The 14,069-nt window shown below is 58.5% G+C and carries 15 protein-coding genes; 8 read left to right on the top strand and 7 right to left on the bottom strand.

What is annotated here, in order from left to right; genetic code table 11:
- Positions 1 to 36 precede the first annotated feature (36 nt).
- Complete coding sequence (locus SCLO_RS21005) at positions 37 to 444, bottom strand: limonene-1,2-epoxide hydrolase family protein (protein WP_066522057.1); 408 nt, start codon at positions 442 to 444, stop codon at positions 37 to 39.
- Positions 445 to 603: 159 nt separating this feature from the next.
- Entirely contained in the window at positions 604 to 873 is a 270-nt protein-coding gene (locus SCLO_RS21000; protein ID WP_083949243.1) for a cytochrome C oxidase subunit IV family protein, read from the bottom strand.
- A 621-nt stretch (positions 874 to 1,494) separates the two neighbouring features.
- On the opposite strand from SCLO_RS21000, the gene SCLO_RS20995 reads away from it, so the two are divergent.
- On the top strand, positions 1,495 to 2,271 hold the full coding sequence (locus SCLO_RS20995; RefSeq protein WP_066522062.1) for an SDR family oxidoreductase: 777 nt from the start codon (positions 1,495 to 1,497) through the stop codon (positions 2,269 to 2,271).
- A gap of 226 nt (positions 2,272 to 2,497) precedes the next feature.
- Positions 2,498 to 3,748, top strand: a complete 1,251-nt coding sequence (locus tag SCLO_RS20990; protein ID WP_096362255.1) for an MFS transporter — start codon at positions 2,498 to 2,500, stop codon at positions 3,746 to 3,748.
- A gap of 370 nt (positions 3,749 to 4,118) precedes the next feature.
- Here SCLO_RS20990 and SCLO_RS20985 read toward each other — a convergent pair whose 3' ends face one another.
- The 4 genes from SCLO_RS20985 to SCLO_RS20970 all read right to left on the bottom strand — a co-directional run bounded on the left by SCLO_RS20985 (position 4,119) and on the right by SCLO_RS20970 (position 7,085).
- Positions 4,119 to 5,288: an acyl-CoA dehydrogenase family protein gene (locus SCLO_RS20985; protein WP_233423709.1), complete on the bottom strand. Its 1,170-nt coding sequence runs from the start codon at positions 5,286 to 5,288 to the stop codon at positions 4,119 to 4,121.
- Positions 5,289 to 5,422: 134 nt separating this feature from the next.
- A complete protein-coding gene (locus tag SCLO_RS20980; protein ID WP_066522072.1) occupies positions 5,423 to 5,695 on the bottom strand; it encodes a cytochrome C oxidase subunit IV family protein in 273 nt (90 codons plus the stop codon).
- 12 nt (positions 5,696 to 5,707) lie between these two features.
- Entirely contained in the window at positions 5,708 to 6,301 is a 594-nt protein-coding gene (locus SCLO_RS20975; RefSeq protein WP_066522074.1) for a cytochrome c oxidase subunit 3, read from the bottom strand.
- 46 nt (positions 6,302 to 6,347) lie between these two features.
- A complete protein-coding gene (locus SCLO_RS20970; RefSeq protein WP_066522078.1) occupies positions 6,348 to 7,085 on the bottom strand; it encodes a hypothetical protein in 738 nt (245 codons plus the stop codon).
- Positions 7,086 to 7,277: 192 nt separating this feature from the next.
- On the opposite strand from SCLO_RS20970, the gene SCLO_RS20965 reads away from it, so the two are divergent.
- The 4 genes from SCLO_RS20965 (at position 7,278) to SCLO_RS20950 (ending at position 10,206) form a co-directional block, all read left to right on the top strand.
- Positions 7,278 to 7,697 carry a transposase gene (locus SCLO_RS20965; RefSeq protein WP_082734689.1) on the top strand — a complete coding sequence of 140 codons (420 nt, stop codon included), beginning with the start codon at positions 7,278 to 7,280 and terminating at the stop codon, positions 7,695 to 7,697.
- Positions 7,694 to 8,065, top strand: coding sequence for an IS66 family insertion sequence element accessory protein TnpB (gene tnpB, locus SCLO_RS20960; protein WP_062346440.1), 372 nt, complete (start codon positions 7,694 to 7,696; stop codon positions 8,063 to 8,065). The genes SCLO_RS20965 and tnpB overlap by 4 nt, the downstream gene beginning before the upstream one ends.
- A gap of 294 nt (positions 8,066 to 8,359) precedes the next feature.
- The gene (gene tnpC, locus SCLO_RS20955; RefSeq protein WP_066522435.1) at positions 8,360 to 9,853 is read left to right on the top strand and encodes an IS66 family transposase; all 1,494 of its coding nucleotides are present in this window, start codon (positions 8,360 to 8,362) and stop codon (positions 9,851 to 9,853) included.
- 38 nt (positions 9,854 to 9,891) lie between these two features.
- Complete coding sequence (locus SCLO_RS20950) at positions 9,892 to 10,206, top strand: helix-turn-helix domain-containing protein (protein WP_096362254.1); 315 nt, start codon at positions 9,892 to 9,894, stop codon at positions 10,204 to 10,206.
- 59 nt (positions 10,207 to 10,265) lie between these two features.
- Here the strand turns inward: SCLO_RS20950 and SCLO_RS20945 are convergent, their stop codons facing one another.
- On the bottom strand, positions 10,266 to 12,758 hold the full coding sequence (locus SCLO_RS20945) for a TonB-dependent receptor (RefSeq protein ID WP_083949237.1): 2,493 nt from the start codon (positions 12,756 to 12,758) through the stop codon (positions 10,266 to 10,268).
- 716 nt (positions 12,759 to 13,474) lie between these two features.
- On the opposite strand from SCLO_RS20945, the gene SCLO_RS20940 reads away from it, so the two are divergent.
- Together SCLO_RS20940 and SCLO_RS20935 are read left to right on the top strand one after the other, a co-directional pair.
- On the top strand, positions 13,475 to 13,723 hold the full coding sequence (locus tag SCLO_RS20940) for a TetR/AcrR family transcriptional regulator (RefSeq protein ID WP_066522016.1): 249 nt from the start codon (positions 13,475 to 13,477) through the stop codon (positions 13,721 to 13,723).
- Entirely contained in the window at positions 13,701 to 14,051 is a 351-nt protein-coding gene (locus SCLO_RS20935) for a TetR family transcriptional regulator C-terminal domain-containing protein (RefSeq protein ID WP_123905555.1), read from the top strand. The genes SCLO_RS20940 and SCLO_RS20935 overlap by 23 nt, the downstream gene beginning before the upstream one ends.
- Positions 14,052 to 14,069: the final 18 nt, after the last annotated feature.

Genomic DNA, 14,069 nt, shown 5'->3' with positions numbered 1-14,069 from the left:
AGGAGTGCGCGCCGACGATTGTTCCGAATAACGGAACTAGGCGGCCACCTCGGGAGCTTGGAGAACTGCCGCCCAATCGCTGTGATTGAAGTAATCCCGCCACATGACGATCTTTCCGTCCCGGACCTGACAGATCGCCATGCACTTGATCATCGTCCGCTTCGAACCGTCCAAGTTATAATAATGGTCGATACGCTCCGACAGCACCATGTCTCCGTCCGCCGCGATAGCGCTCCACTCGAGAACAAATTTGAATGGCGGCGCATCGTTTTCCAGCCTGTTGCAAAGGTCGATCGCTTGATCGATCCCGTAGGTGGTCTCAGATCCGATGGTTTCCCACACGGTTTCCGGGGTGAAATATTTGGCGATCAATTCTTGCAGCGCGCCCGGACCTCCGGTCCAGCCGCTGAAGAAGGCGGTGACGGTTTCAATAGGCGTAGCCATGAATTCATTCTCCCGTGCTGTTCATCATTGCGAAGTGTCGAAAGCCCCTGGTTACCCCTTGCCTTCGGGTGCGAACAAGGGTTTGCGAACCAGATCGGCGATCTCTTGCGGTTAACCGAATTCCCCTTCAGTCTGCCCGTTGTAGAGTTCCCTGGATCATCAAGCGACCAGATACCACATCAGAATTCCGCCTAAAGAGATCGTCCAAGCGCAGGCGACAAGCCTTGCCGCCCAGTGAGCGTGGCGAACTTCGAGAAAGAATTCAATTATGGCCAGCGATTTGATCATCGCTGCCGCAATGATCACTGCCGCCGCCTTTTTGGAGTCAGCCACGGTAGCATCTACACTCTGAACGAAAGAGAGAAGGGTGACCACAACCAGAACGCCGAACACCGCTGTAGTGGATGTAACAAACACATTATTTTTCATGAGGTAAACTCGACATTATCTGAGGAGTCATTCGATCTGCGGCTCTGTCCGTCCTTGCGCTGCAATACTGACGAAATCGGACGAGTCGACACAAAACCGACATAGCCATTCGGCGCTACTTGCCTAACTTCCAGAAGCTCCGCGAAGACGGCTTAGAGCCGATTCGCAGTCTCGGGGTGTCGAAAAAGCGCAGCCCTGGGCATCGGTATGGTCAAGCGGTCCGACGCAGAGTGGAGCGGCTCTCGCCATAAGGTCCTTCCCGGCAGCAACGGCTTCAGCAATCCAAGTCGCCCACGTGGAGGGATGCATCGCCAGCGCCAGACTTTGTTCAGGCGGAAAACGGATTGAGACGCTCCCAGGCACCACTCGCCACGACACCTTACTTGCACGTAAGTAAGCTATCGGATAAGCCTGCGGAGGTTTTGAACAATCGCCTCCACAAGGGCCGCGGCATTCTTGGAAGAGAGTCTGCGGAGGGGGACGAGCGAAACTGCAGCCGAGGGGCCGTCGTCACGGCTTCCGGCTGCCACGCCTTTGAACGGGGTGCGCCCTCTTGCGAGTTGATTCGGCGGCGCCCGATGAGTCCGACTGTTGCAGGCATCAATTATACGGAGGCGACATATGGGTGAATTGGCTTTCATGGTCGGAGCGGCGACCGGCATCGGCGAAGCGACTGTCCGACAATTGGCCGCTGAAGGGGTCAAGATCGCCCTGTGTGACGTCAACAAGGCAGCCGGCGAAGCACTCGCCCAGGAAGTTGGCGGTGCCTATCTACACTGCGACGTTCGCAGCTACGATTCAGTCGTGAACGCCGTGACCGCTTGCGTCGAACAATTTGGCGTTCCCGATTTCGCGCATCTCAATGCCGGCCTGATGACGGTCCCGAAGGACGATCCATTTCTGGCGCTCGAGGATGTCACGCTCGAGCAATACCGAAACATCATGAGCGTCAACGTGGACGGGGTGTTTCACGGCTTGAAAGCGCTCATTCCGCTCATGCGGCCGAAGTCCGGAACGATCACGGTCACCGCGAGCGTTGTCGCTTTTGAGCCGGTCCCTATCGATCCGCTCTATGTCGCCACAAAACATGCGCTGGTCGGCCTTGTCCGCAGCGTGGCGCAGGCAAACGAGGGATCGGGCTTGCGGGTGAATGCGATTTGCCCCGGCGTCGTCGACACCCCTCTCCTGCCGCCTCCCTTCCGTGATCCCTCAACCACGATGCCCGCTGAGGTGATGGCCCGGGAAGTTGTTTATCTGCTGCGCAAGGGGGCGAATGGTGAGGTCCGCGTAAAGAACTCGGCGGACCAGCACTCCTTCGTCATGCCGATGATCGACATCATGAAGGGCGCTCTGGAGAACTCACTGAACCGGTCAGGGTTTGGCACCCCTGCCTCCTAGTCGACAGCTTACATCTAGGGTTCGGCGGGGTGATGGCATCATCGACGCCTGCTGCCCCGGAGTGAAGAAGCCGCCGCTGGTATCGGCTACGCTTTTTGTGATAGCATCGGCCGACGGGGGGCGCGATCCACGAATATCGGCAATTCTGAATGACTTCCCGGCATTCAGGTCGTGCGACGCTTTCATTCCGAGTCATAGATAAAAACTTAGGATTGGGGAGACAAAGGTGAGTGCTAGCCAAGAAATCAAGTCGTGGGACACCGACTATGAGTGGAAGGTGGTGCTCCTGCTCGCCTTGGGGTTCGGTCTGGTTGGGCTGGATAGATGGATCCTGGCACCCTTATATCCCTTCATCGCAGCCGATTTGGGTCTCGCAGAGGGCGATATTGGCTACCTCGCCGGCGTCCTCGGCATCGTGTGGGGGCTTTTCGCGATATTCGCCGGGCGTTTGTCAGACCGCATAGGACATCGAAAAGTTCTCATTCCATCGATCATCCTGTTCTCGCTGATGTCGGGATTTTCCGGGCTAGCCCACAGTCTGACTTTCCTGGTGGTTATCCGGTCGCTGATGGGAGCGACGGAAGGTGCCTTTTGTCCAACAAGTTTCGCAGCGACGGCTGCCGCCTCGAAACCGGAGCGGCGCGGCTTCAACCTGGGCCTGCAACAAAGCGGCTTTGCCTTGTTCGGCTTTGCCTTGGCGCCGATGGTCGCGACACAGTTGCTCACCGTTGTTCCGTCATGGCGAGAGGTTTTCTGGGTCGTCGCGATACCGGGCTTCCTGGTCGCACTTCTTTTGTATTTCGTCCTGCGCGATCCTGGAAATGCACCTGCTGCCGGTCTGGTGGGGATTGAGGAAGCAGCACCCGTCAAATGGATGGAAGCTCTGAAAAGCCGTAACATCATTGTCTGTATGATGGCGCTGATATGCGCAATGGCATGCGTCTTCGTTCTTGGCGCAATGGTACCGATCTACCTGATGAACGTCATCCGACTGTCTCCGCAGGAAATGGGCATCGTGACGTCGGCCATGGGTTTCGGCGGGTTTATCGGGCAGTTTAGCTGGCCGGGACTCTCGGACAAGTTCGGCCGCAAACCGCTCGCCATCATCGGTTTTCTGGCTGCAGCGGTCTCGGTATATTGGTTTTCGCAGATCGGTGCCGACACAACCTTGCTGTTCGTCGCCCTGTTCATAACTTCCTTCTTCTGCCTCGGAAACGTCGCCTTGATAACCGGTCCCATTGCCACTGAATCGGCTCCAGCAGGGTTGGTAGCCGCATCGATCGGCATTGTGGTTGGCGCAGGTGAGATATTCGGCGGCGGTGTTGCGCCTGCTATTGCCGGGTTTGTGGCCAATAATTTCGGGCTACCGAGCGTCCTCACCGTCGCTCTGACAGGCGTTTCCATTGGGGTGTTCGTCTGCTTGCTCCTCAAGGAAACGGCGCCTCTGAGGGTCGGCAACCGCCCCGCGACGACTTGACCTACTAAAGCCGAACGTGGTGCTTGGTGCTGGGTGAGCGCATCGGCTCGGTCGGAATGGTTCAGCAGGTTCCGGCGGCTGCAGATCTCGCGAAATCGTCTTGAGGTGCGAGGCCGGCGCCGTCGGCGAATGAATAATCCAGGCGACGGGCGAGTGTCCGTCGCCTGGATATTGCGCCTTATAGCGGCATCAGGTGCCCCGCCCGGAGAAGCCGAGGCTGCGACGCTTGCGCCCATGGAATGCATTTGCGTCTTCGCTGAGCGCCCACGCCGGACCGAGCCTTTACCCCACTCCGATCAGGGTCTTTCCACAAGGTGTTGACCTTGTTCGACCCGCTCCGAAACGATCGAGCCAGAGAAGGGGAGCTAAGCTATTCGGCCAGTCCCAAGCGTTTGGCTATATTGTTCTTCTGCATGTTTGATGATCCGCCAATGATCGGCATTCCGATCAAATCGATCACGATCTGTGGCATATCGAATTCGTCGGACAAGCCGTAAGCGCCAAGGACCCTCTGGCACGCGAGACCGATTTGAACTGAGACGTCGGCAACGAACAATTTGGCCATGCTCGTCTCAACGGAAGCCGGGCGGCCCTGGCTGACAAGCCATGCCGCATGGTAGAGCATATGACGACAGGCCTGCAATCGCGTACGCGCGTCCACCAGTTCATGGCGCACTGCCTGGTGCCCGCTGATCGGCCTGCCGAACTGTTGCCGTTCCTGGGCATACTGCCAAGCTTCTTCCACCGCGGCCTGCGCCAGGCCGTAAGTGATTGCGGCGACTTCAACCTTCTCGACATCGAGCGACTGTCCCGCCAGCACGCGCCAGCCTTCGTTCCAGGCCTGAGGACCGCCCAAGATGTTCTCCGCGGAAACCCGCACATCGTCAAAATGCACATCAAAGCTGTGGGTGTAGACCATGTTGCGATGGCTCAAGGCCGCCCGGGTGATGCCGACCGCATCTGTCGGAACGAGCACCAGGGTCAGATTACGATATTTACTCCCCTCAGGATCGGAGTTCACGAGGCAGATGATATAATCTGCCCAATCCGCGCCCGTGCACCAGCGTTTGGAGCCGTTGATGACCACCGTGTCGCCACCATCCTCCAGATGGGCGCGAGTCTGCACCGATGCGAGATCGCCGCCGACGTCGGGTTCGGAGAATCCGTAAGCGAACTGCACCTTGCCTTCCGCTATTTTCGGTAGCAACACCGCTTTCTGTTCCGGCGAACCGCTCTCGGCGACGTTGCCTCCACCATAGAAGGCGCAATGAATATAAGGCCCTGCGAGAAAGGAACCGCACCGGCTTAATTCCTCGATCACGGCCGTTGCCGCGTACCAGTCCGGCCCCTGGCCGCCAAACTCCGCCGGAACCGTCAGAGCGCAGACTCCCAGTTCTGACAGCTTTGCGAAAACGTCGCGCGGCCACGCTTGCGCTCGCCGCCATTCCTCCCTTTTCGGCCGCGGCGCTTCCTTTTCGATGAAGCGGCGCAGGGTTGCGCGCAACATCTGAATGTGATCGGGTTCATCAGAAAAATACATAGTCATTCGCCCCGTCGTCTGTTTGCAGGCTCGCTCGGGCTCTCACCAATAAGCCAACGGCGCACTGGAGCTGCTACCGACCTCGTCACGCCGGCGATAAAAAGGATCTTCTGGTGGCCGAGTTTGCGACCGTTTCAGGCAATCATCTTTGCCGTATACCAGTATATGCCGAAGATCATCACGGAGCAGGTGATCACCCAGCAGTTGAAGAACCATCGAAACCCGGGCGGCACCGTGCCAAGGTCCATGAAGTGGTACAGCACCAAGCGCACCTTGAAGCCGGCGATAGCCATCACGACGGCGACGGCCAACATTCTGGCATGGTGATATTCTGCCATCAGAAAGCTGGCCAGCGAAACCGCGATGAGCAGCGCCCAAATGCCTGTCAGGCGTATAGAGTGTGTCATGTGAGTGAGCCTCTACCAAAGCAGGTAAAGCATTGAGAACAGGAAGATCCATAACAGATCAACGAAGTGCCAGAACAAGCCCCCGGACTCCAGCCAGATGGCAAAACGAGGGTCTGTTGCTTCCCGCGACGAGGTGCCCCAGGCCAGATAGGCCAGAACGACCATGCCAAAGAGATAATGAACGAAGTGAAGGCCGGTGAGCGCGAAATACAGCGTGAAGAAATCATTCGTAACGAGCGTGATGCCCGACCCGAATTTCTCAGCATATTCGGTGATTTTTATCAGGCCGAAGCAGCTGGATACGGCGATCGCCGCTACCAGCAGCCGTCGGGTTACACGTTCGCCCTGGCCCCTACGATGTGCGTTCACAGCAAGCGCTACCAGCAGGCTGCCACTGATCAATATCAACGTATTGACGAAGCCGAGCCACGGATCCAGGTGCTTGGCGGAAGCCGAAAAAAGGCCCGGCTGCGCCAGCCGCTCGACCATGAATACAAGAAAGAAAACCCCGAAAATGACGCTGTCAAGGACGATAAACGCCCAGATCGAGGGGTAGGTCTGGAGGGCAGACTTGCCCTCCGAACCTTGTAAAGTTGTCTCAGACAACGAACGTTCCCTTCTTCGAACCAAATGTCCCTAGGCGCGCCGCGGCTCAAGTCCGGATGCTGCTGGACTCGCGATGCTCCCGAACCAGGCGCCCGCTTGCTCGTACGATCGCAATCGACACGACAAGCCAGTAGAAGAAAAACACCGAGAACTGAGCATAATAGTTCAGCGAACCGCTGCGTGACAGAGGCCCTTCGTAGACGAAAGGCATCAGCGAGAGGAGCAGGAACGCGACTCCATCGGCGATGGAAACCCAGCACACCCAGCGCGGAACCAGCGGCTTTTCGCGCCGGTCGGACATCAAGCACACGCCCATGGCGACCATGCCAAGGGTTGTGAGAGAATAGGACGTGTCGAACAATATCCATGACCAGTCATACAAGAGCATGAGGGTTTGAGGTTCCATGACCTCCGGTCGATACGAAATGGTCAGCCACATGCTGCAGGGCATGATGAAGATCATGACGGTGAGCGCCCAGCTGAAATACGCCATGGTGGATAGGACGTTGTTGTCCTTGTTTTCCCGCTCCACGACCTCCATGACCTTCGCGACCGCCACGCCCCAGACGAAATATAGGATTGCCAGCAGCATCATGATTGCCATGCCGATGCGAACTTCGGTCGCGTTGGCGATTATCTTTTGTGCCACTTCGTCGGCGCTCAGACCTGCCGAATAGGGCGGTATATTGTGGCCCAGCACACCCCAGAACAGGACGGTCGCCGCGAGCATGAAGGGGCCGCCGGCCCAAGCGCTCGCACGCACATATCGATAAGGATTGTTCATTTCGCCTCCCCGTTTGTTTTTTGAACGATCACGAAGCCAGTCGGGCGATCATGCAGATTGTCGAACGTTCGCCGTCTCCACGATGATAGACGCCGCCGCCAAAAAAGTATCCGTCATCCCAGACCCACGTGGCGTAGATGGCCATGAGCTTTGAGTGTCCCGCGTGCATATCGCGTAATTTGATTCGGCGGGGTGACTGTGGAGCAAGAGATCGACGGCAGTGGCGGCGTGGAGAACGGGCGCCGACGGCGCTGGACGCTGGAAGAGAAGCGCGCGGTGGTGGAGCTGTCGCTCGATCCGGCGTGCAGCATGGCGGAGGTGGCCGCGTGTTTCGATGTCCTTCCGGCCCAGATATATGCCTGGCGCCGCGAGTTGCGCGAGATGGCGGAGGACGCGGCGCGCGAGGACAGGGCGATGTTCCTGCCGGCGGTCATCGAGCCGACATCGGTGCCGGCGGTGCTGCTCGAACCGGAGGCCGCGAACGCGCGGCTGCTGCCGGACGCGGTGGTGCAGGTCGCAATGGAAGTGCGCGGCGTGCCAGTGATGGTCGCCCACGGCGCAAGTTCGACGCTGGTCGCCTCGGTAATCGCAGCGCTGCTGAGGGCGCGATGATCGGGCCGGGCAGCGACGCCAAGGTGCTGATCTACACCAAGCCGATCGATTTCCGCTGCGGCATCGACACGCTGGTGGCCAAGGTCCAGCACGAGTTGAGCCAGGATCCGTGGCGCGGAGTCGCCTATATTTTTCGTTCCAAGAGGAAGGACAGGCTGAAGATTCTGTGGTTCGACGGCACCGGCATCTGGCTGATGACCAAGCGCGCCGAGGCCGCCGAAGGATTCGCCTGGCCGCCGGCGGTCGATGGCAGTTTTTCGATCACGGCGGCGCAGATGGCAGCACTCACCTCGGGCATGGACTGGCGTCGGCACCGCGCGCCAAGGCGCGTAAATCCGCCTAAAATCGAGGGTTTCGCTGATGCGTGAGATAGTCGCGACAGGCCGAGTCAACTGCGCTGGACGCGTCGTTACGCATGTGATTCGATGCCTGCCATGGACCCGCTGACGGCCTCCTGCAAAGACCCAGTTGCGCTGCTCGCGACCATCGCGAAGCTGACCGCCGAGGCGGCCGAACGCGACCAGCAGATCGTTCGCATCAACGCCGAGAACGAGGCGCTCGCCCGCGCTGCGGCCCAAGCTGAGGCGCGCGAGATCATCGCGCTCGCCACCGCGAAAGCGGCCGAACACGCCGCCGTCATCGCCGAGGCGAAGGCCGCCGAGATGGAGGACGCGCTCGCGGCCGCCCGCGATGAGGTCAAGCGCCTCAACGACATTCTCGACCAGTTCAAGCGCCACCGTTTCGGCCAGAGCGCCGAGCGGCTCGATCCCGACCAGTACCAGCTCGTGCTCGAAGAGCTCGAAGCTGCCTTGTCGCGCGCCGAGGCCGGGCTCGAAGCGCTGATCGACCAGGCTGACGCGACCGGCGAGACAAAGCGCCGCCGCCGCAACAACCGTGGAGCGCTGCCCGCCCATCTCGAGCGTATCGAGCAGGTCGTCGACATCGAAGACAAGCAGTGTGCCTGCTGCGGCAACGATCTTCATGTCATCGGCGAGGACGTCACCGAGCGCCTCGACGTCGTGCCCACCATCTTCCGCGTGCTGGTCACCCGCCGTCCGCGCTATGGCTGCCGCGGCTGCGACGAGGGCGGCGTCACCCAGGCGCCGGCGCCAAGCTTCATCGTCGATCAGGGCCTGCCCACCGACGCGCTCGTCGCCCAGGTCATCGTCGCGCGCTACGCCGATCACCTTCCGCTTTACCGGCAAGCCCAGATCTACGCCCGCCAGGGGATCGATCTCGACCGGGCAACGCTCGCCGACTGGGTCGGGCGCGTCGGATGGTGGCTGACTCCGCTCAGGCAGCATCTGCTCGCCGAGCTGCGAAGTTCGGTGAAGCTGTTCGCCGACGAGACGCGCATGCCCGTGCTGGCGCCCGGGACCGGCAAGACCAAGAGCGGCCAGCTGTGGGCCTATGCCCGCGACGATCGGCCATGGGGCGGACTCGCGCCGCCCGCCGTCGTCTACATGTACGCCGCCGGCCGCGGCGGCATGCATCCGATCGACCATCTCGGCGACTTCGCCGGGGTGCTCCAGGTGGACGGCTATGCCGGCTACAATGAGATCAAGCGCCGCAATGGCGTCACCCTCGCATTCTGCCTGCTTCACGCGCGGCGCAAGTTCTACGATTTCCGCGAAAAGGAGCCCGTTGCCGACGAGGTGCTCCGTCGCTTCTCGGCGATCTACAAGATCGAGGCGACGCTCAGGGACACCTCGCCCGAGGCGCGGTTCGAAGGGCGGCAGCTGATACTGAAGCCGCTGTTCGATAACCTGCGCGACTATCTCTCGAAGAACCTCGGCCGGTTCAGCGCCAAGGGCAAGATGGCCGAAGCGATCAACTATATGCTCAACCACTGGCAGCAGCTCACCTATTGCCTGCTCGACGGCCGCGTCGAGCTCGATACCAACACGGTCGAAAGAAGCATCCGCCCGATTGCCCTGTCGCGCCGCAACTCGTTGTTCGCCGGCAGCGATGCCGGGGCAGACAATTGGGCGGTGCTCGCCAGCCTTCTCGAAACGTGCAAACTCTCGGACGTCGATCCGCTCGCCTGGCTCACCGCCACCCTCACCAAGCTTGCCAACGGTCATAGCAACAAGGACCTCGATTCCCTCATGCCCTGGCACTTCCCCAAGATCGCCGGGCGCAACGCCCCCTCTTAAGACGCTTGACCGGCACGTTTCCGCCACGTGGGTCTGGGATGACGGATACGCCGACCTTAAGCGAGGTAGCAGACAAGCTTCACATCGCGCAGCGAACCCTCATAAGGCGCCTGGGACGGCTCGGCACGACCTATCAGGAGATTACCGATCGTTTTCTGTTTTGTCGCGCCCGCGAAATGCTCGAGAACGATCAGCTGGCGATCAAGGAGATTGCTGCGGCGATCGGCTTCGACGATCCGGCAAACTTCGGCAAAGCCTTCAAGCGCTGGTGCGGGATGTCGCCGGGCAGCTACCGCAAGCAACGGCAGGATATGGGCGGCACTGGCCCAGCACTCTCCGCCGAGACGCATTAGCTGCCCACCACGTGGTGACAGCTCCACAAGCCCGCGGGCTTGTGGAGCCGGAGTACGTCTCAGAATCGATAGGTGAATTGCAAGGTCAGCTGTCTTCCGAGCGAGGTTGCGACGGTCTGGTCCAGAGCGACCTGTTTGGGGGCCGGATTGCAGGGCAACATCCCGCCGGGATCGGGGGCGCAAGCAAAGGGGCGCGCTTGAGCCTCGTACGCGACAATCTCGTCGGTCAGATTTTTCCCGATCAGAGCCACTTCAAACCGACTGTCGCTGGTGTAAAGCCGGAGTGAAGCATCCAGCAACCAGTAGCTGTCTTGCCTCAAACTGTTCTTGAACGGTGCCAATGAATAGCCATCGCTATAACGCAGATCGCTATCCAGGGCGATCATCACATTCCCGCTTAACGGTCGCTTGTAGGTCCCGCCGACGAAGCCCGTCCATTCGGCATTTCGTTCGCCTTTTTCCCCATCCATATCCTCGCCGTCGAGGTTGACGAACTTGCCGGTGTATTTCGTGTTCGTATAGGCGACCGCGCCGCGCAGCGTCAGACCTTCGACCGGAGTCTTCCAAAGCATATCAGCTTCGACCCCGCGGGTGGTCAATTCCCCCGCATTGAACGTCCGTATCTGAATGACCGAAGCGTCGAACTGCTGGACCTGAAGGTTTTTATATACGTAATTGAAGGCCGTGGCGTTCAAGCGGAGCGTTCTCCCCAGCCACTTCGATTTCATACCGACTTCAAATCCCCGGGCGGTCTCCGAATCGAATACAATAGTGTCTTCCAGGGCATCAGCATCGAAGAAACCAAAGGACGGGAGCACCATCACGTCGATGCCGCCTGTCTTGAACCCCTCCTTATAGGAGGCGAAAAAGCTGGTATCCTCCGACGCGTGCCAGGTAACTGCCACTTCTGGACTTATATCGTCCGTATCGAAGTTCAGACCTTGCACGGACGTTCCCGAGGGTACAAATCCGAATCCGCCTGACAGGACGGCATGCATATAGGGTACTTCGATCCTGCCGTCTTTTTTCTCTTTGCTGTACCGCGCGCCAGCCGTCAGCTCCCATGCTTCGGAAAGTTTCCAATATCCAGCGAAGTAAGCGGACCATGCCTTTGTGTCGGTGTAATGTTCTTTCGTCCAGTCATGACCATTCCCGGTTATGGGATCCGGCCCCAAGGGGAAGGGTAGTGGAAAGAGCGTAGGTTCCGTCAATCCTATATGGATCGCATCCTGTCCTGTTAGGTACTCCTGCTCAGATTTTGAGTAATATAATCCAGCTGCAAAGTTTAGAGGCCCGGCAAAATCGCTTATCAGCCTCAACTCCTGTGACCATGTCTCCTGGGCATCATGTGCCCAAGTGCCACCGACACCTTGGACGTAGCCAAATGAATCGACGTAATCACTGTCGAGATTGAAATAGCCCGTTACCGATGTCAGGCTCAGCGCATCGGAGATATCCCAGTCAAGCTGCAGCGACACAAGGTGGTTTGTCTGATCATGATAGGGGACCCCGTTATTCCATTTCTTAAACGTTGGATCCGTCGAGGCGGGTAACAGTTCCGCAATGATATCGGGAGCTGCGAAATTACCGTTTAGCTTGCAGTCGTCCAGCCCAGGGCCGACGATCATGGCCCCTTGGAAGAATTGAGACGGCTGCGGTGTACCTTGTGGGCACACCATGTCATAGTTGCCGGCGGTGCCGTCAGACTTGTAGTCTGTGTACGTCCACTTCAACTTCGCCGATAAACTGTCGCTGGGATCCCACTTGAGAGTCAATCTGGAGTCGAGAGACTTCTTCCCACGATAATGATTCTCGACGGAACGTCCGGGCAGCAAGCCCGGGTTGTCGTAAGCAAGATTCTCATTGAGCTTATTGGAGTCCCTCCATGCTACGGCCAGCCGCGCGCCGAAGGTATCAGTGATCGGTCCGGACACCATCCCTTCCAAGGCCGTTTGATTATATTCGAACTCATAGCCTCCCCGCAGCATCAACTCAAATTTGCTGCCTGGATCGTTCGACAGAATCGAAACGACACCCGCTGTGGCACTCTTGCCAAAGTAGAGACTTTGCGGCCCTTTCAATACTTCGATCTGTCGGGCATCAAGCTGTCCAGCAAGGATCATGCGCCCTTGCGTGACCACGACTCCATCAAAGTTCATGGCGACCGACTGATCGAAGCCGGCCCCCAGGCGGGAGGACCCAACGCCGCGCAGGTAAACCGTCGCACCCGCTCCGGCGCCCCCGTCGCTGACTTGCAGGTTCGGCACGAGCGCCGCCACATCGGTGAGATCACTCACGCCGTAGCGGTTGAGGTCAGCTTGCCCCAAGGTCGATATGGTGACCGGAACGTCCTGCAGAGACTCCTCCTGGTGCCGCGCAGTCACGATAATCTCGTCAAGACCTTGGTTAGCCACGGACTTCCCGCCGGGCGCGGCACTGTTTTCCGCCACCTGAGCAGAAACTGCATTGCTGCTCAGCCCCAATGTTGCGGCTATGCCTATTGCCAATGGCCTGGACTTCGTGCTCGCCAAAAGTGCTGATTTGAAATTCATGGCAGCATCCCCCTTTTCCCAGCGTTATAGTTTTCGTTTATTCTGCACAGCAGGCATGTAGCTACGCGAGGCGCGCACGTTAGAGAGCTATAGCTCAGCCGCACACCATCGCCTGCCAGCTCGCGTGCCGTGACTTGGAGAAAGTGACATTCTTCAACGATTGTTGAAGAGATTTTACTGCCAAACTCTGGTATTTTGGTGCCACTCTTGTCGTTTACGACTTCAGGCCTCTTGGCCGTGACACACGCGCAACACAAAAGGGTTGCTGCGTCGGTTGCGCATGACGGGCTTCAGCCCGGGCGACACCACCGGTCTGGAGATCGGCTTTCAGATTCGCTGCCAACCCGAGCGGTTAACTCCGAGATCAATCGCGGAGCAGTGACTGACTGGAGCGTGTCTTCGGATTCCGGCGGATGTTTCGCTTCACTCCGGACGCGTTATGGCTCGAGGTCCGAGGCGCGTGAGCAGATAGGCATTCCCACATGTGCGAAGTCTCCGGCACCGTCCGTCACTCTGACCTGAGGAGCCAGAAACTCACCGGAGGCAGCACGCCGAGCTCGTGTGTTTGTATCGATGCTGGAAGGGGCGGATCGGAATGTGCAATAGAGCGATCGCACCCTGTGGCGGAACTCTTCAATCAGTGTTCCATGCAGTGTTTTCATGTTGTCTCACAAGAGCTTGATCCTATGCCTCGAAAAAACGGCCCGCCTCCCGTCATGATGAAAGAACGGATATTGGATAAAGCGAGCGAGCAATTGCTGGCCGGCAGCTATGCCAAGCTCAACTTTGCTCGAATAGCCGAGGATCTCGATATCACGCGAGCTAACGTCCACTATCATTTTAAGAACAAGGAAAATCTTGCGATTGAAGTGTTTACGAGACACAAGGCTCGGACTTTATCCCAGTACCAGCAGTTGAGAGAGCGCTTCGCAGGCGACTTCGTTGGTTTTTTTCAACGAGATTGAAGTGTCATTCTGGACTGACGTTTATCACAATGACGATGGCAGTAGAGTGGTACTTCGGGAAATCGTTACCAGCGACGATTTACCCGAAGAGGTCGTAAAAGGGTGCAAAGAACTCTATGATGGAATCGCCGGGATCGTAAGAGACGCCGTCCAGGGAGCGGTCAAAAGCTCCCAGATCAGAAAAGATGTAGATGTCGACAGAGCGGCTGCCAAGGCAATGGTGATGATGACTGGCATCTTCACGAGCCGGCATTTTTTCGAAACGAAACAGGAAGCCAAACGATACCTGGGCGGGCTGCTTGTCGATTGGGCGACCAGCCTGCGCTAATCAGATGCGCTCCTCCGT

The sequence above is a fragment of the Sphingobium cloacae genome (assembly GCF_002355855.1).
Classification (GTDB): Bacteria; Pseudomonadota; Alphaproteobacteria; order Sphingomonadales; family Sphingomonadaceae; genus Sphingobium; species Sphingobium cloacae.
This window is presented reverse-complemented; position numbering and strand designations above follow the sequence as displayed.

Bases quoted from the DNA above. Each gene is read 5' to 3' on its own strand.
- SCLO_RS21005 (WP_066522057.1), bottom strand. From the start codon at position 444: ATGGCTACGCCTATTGAAACCGTCACCGCCTTCTTCAGCGGCTGGACC.
- SCLO_RS21000 (WP_083949243.1), bottom strand. From the start codon at position 873: ATGAAAAATAATGTGTTTGTTACATCCACTACAGCGGTGTTCGGCGTT.
- SCLO_RS20995 (WP_066522062.1), top strand. From the start codon at position 1,495: ATGGGTGAATTGGCTTTCATGGTCGGAGCGGCGACCGGCATCGGCGAA.
- SCLO_RS20985 (WP_233423709.1), bottom strand. From the start codon at position 5,288: ATGTATTTTTCTGATGAACCCGATCACATTCAGATGTTGCGCGCAACC.
- SCLO_RS20980 (WP_066522072.1), bottom strand. From the start codon at position 5,695: ATGACACACTCTATACGCCTGACAGGCATTTGGGCGCTGCTCATCGCG.
- SCLO_RS20970 (WP_066522078.1), bottom strand. From the start codon at position 7,085: ATGAACAATCCTTATCGATATGTGCGTGCGAGCGCTTGGGCCGGCGGC.
- tnpB (WP_062346440.1), top strand. From the start codon at position 7,694: ATGATCGGGCCGGGCAGCGACGCCAAGGTGCTGATCTACACCAAGCCG.
- tnpC (WP_066522435.1), top strand. From the start codon at position 8,360: ATGGAGGACGCGCTCGCGGCCGCCCGCGATGAGGTCAAGCGCCTCAAC.
- SCLO_RS20950 (WP_096362254.1), top strand. From the start codon at position 9,892: ATGACGGATACGCCGACCTTAAGCGAGGTAGCAGACAAGCTTCACATC.
- SCLO_RS20945 (WP_083949237.1), bottom strand. From the start codon at position 12,758: ATGAATTTCAAATCAGCACTTTTGGCGAGCACGAAGTCCAGGCCATTG.
- SCLO_RS20940 (WP_066522016.1), top strand. From the start codon at position 13,475: ATGATGAAAGAACGGATATTGGATAAAGCGAGCGAGCAATTGCTGGCC.